The following is a 1588-nucleotide window of genomic DNA, read 5'->3' on the forward strand; positions in this document are numbered from 1 at the left end:
CCAGGGTGGAACCAGGCAGGAGCTTGCGCACCGAGCGGTAGATGCTGAAGGGCGCGGGGACGTACTGGAGCAACAGAAAATACGCCAGCGCGTCCTGATCGATGGTCGCGTCGAACCCCGGCATCCGGGTGAGCGCCTGCAGCTCCGAGGCGAATCGGCACAGATGCTGCTGCTGACCACCGGTGACTGCCGGCATCCGGGTGAGCGCCTGCAGCTCCGAGGCGAAGGCGAACCAGCCTGGCCCCTGGGCATAGTACAGCGGCTTCTTGCCGAAGGGGTCACGAGCCAGCAGCAGACGGCGGCTCGCGCGATGCCAGACACCGAAAGCAAACATGCCATCAAACTGTGTCACCCGGGCAGCAGAGGGATGGGGTCAAGCAGAGGGATGGGGTCAAACAGAGGGATGGGGTCAGGTCTTGAAATCCAGCACTTAATTCTACTTCGTTAAATTTAAAGTCATGAAAGATATACATAATTTGAATAAGATGCGAGCTTGATTTGCGCTCTTGCGAACAGCCAAGCGGATGAACCGATGCCTCCCGAAACCAGCCCTTTTTTAAAAAGAGTCAAGATGTTACGAGCCCTGTGGAAGCAGTCGCTCAACGGTTTGCGTCGTTTTGTGATCGCTACGCCGGCCATTTTCGGTCGCGCACGCGGCTGGTCCATCACCAGGCCAGGCAGTATCTGAGTGGTCTGATGCTGGCCCGGCGCAAGAACATGGAGCGGATGGCCGAGGTGGTCGTGGACAGTGACGAGCAGGCGCTGCAGCACTTTTTGTCAAACTCCCCGTGGGACGAACGGGTCGTGCTGGATCAGGTGGCGCGGGATGCCGATGCGCTGCTGGGCGGGACGCCCGACAGCGCGCTGCTGATTGATGAGAGCGGGATCACCAAGAAAGGACGCCACTCGGTGGGGGTGGCACGGCAATGGAACGGGCGGCTGGGAAAGGTCGATAATTGCCAGGTGGGCGTGTTTACCGCCCTGAGTCGCGGCGCGCTGGCGACCTTGATCGATACCCGCCTGTATCTGCCGAAAGGGTGGGTGGACGACGCCCGGCGCTGTGTTCTGGCCGGGGTGCCCAAGGGCGCACGGGCGTTGCGCAGCAAAGCGCAGTTGGCGCTGGAGATGGTCCGTGCCAACCGCCGCCGCGGGGTGCGCTTTGCCTGGGTCGGAATGGACGGCGGCGATGGAAAAGAACCGGCGCTGCTGCGCGCCCTGGACGCCGATGGCGAGGTCTTTATGGCCGATGTGCACAAGGACCAACAGGTCTATCTCGCGGATCCCCGCCCGCAGGTCCCCGCCCCGAAGGGCCGCGGGCGGGCGCCCACCCGGGCGGTGGCGCAGACCCCGGCGCAGCGCGTGGATGCGTGGGCGGACGCGCAACCCGCGACCGCCTGGCAGGCCGTCACGCTGCGCGACAGCACCAAGGGCGAATTGACCGTTGAGATCCTGCATCAGCGGGTGTGGCTGTGGGATGGTGCCGAACCCGCCGCCCGGTGCTGGCATCTGCTGGTGCGCCGCGAACTGGGCGCCCGCGCCGACCTCAAGTACAGCCTCAGCAACGCCGCGGCGGAGACTCCGGTGTTGC

1 protein-coding gene and 1 pseudogene are annotated in these 1588 nt (G+C 64.2%); one reads left to right on the forward strand and one right to left on the reverse strand.

What is annotated here, in order from left to right; genetic code table 11:
• Positions 1-334: pseudogene (locus QZY03_RS12205) on the reverse strand (hypothetical protein); the annotation flags it as partial.
• Positions 335-585: 251 nt separating this feature from the next.
• On the opposite strand from QZY03_RS12205, the gene QZY03_RS12210 reads away from it, so the two are divergent.
• Positions 586-1588 (forward strand): IS701 family transposase (locus QZY03_RS12210; RefSeq protein ID WP_295581369.1); only part of this gene is annotated, 1003 nt, incomplete at its 3' end.

It is taken from the genome of uncultured Lamprocystis sp., from assembly GCF_903933125.1.
Taxonomy (GTDB): domain Bacteria; phylum Pseudomonadota; class Gammaproteobacteria; order Chromatiales; family Chromatiaceae; genus Thiodictyon.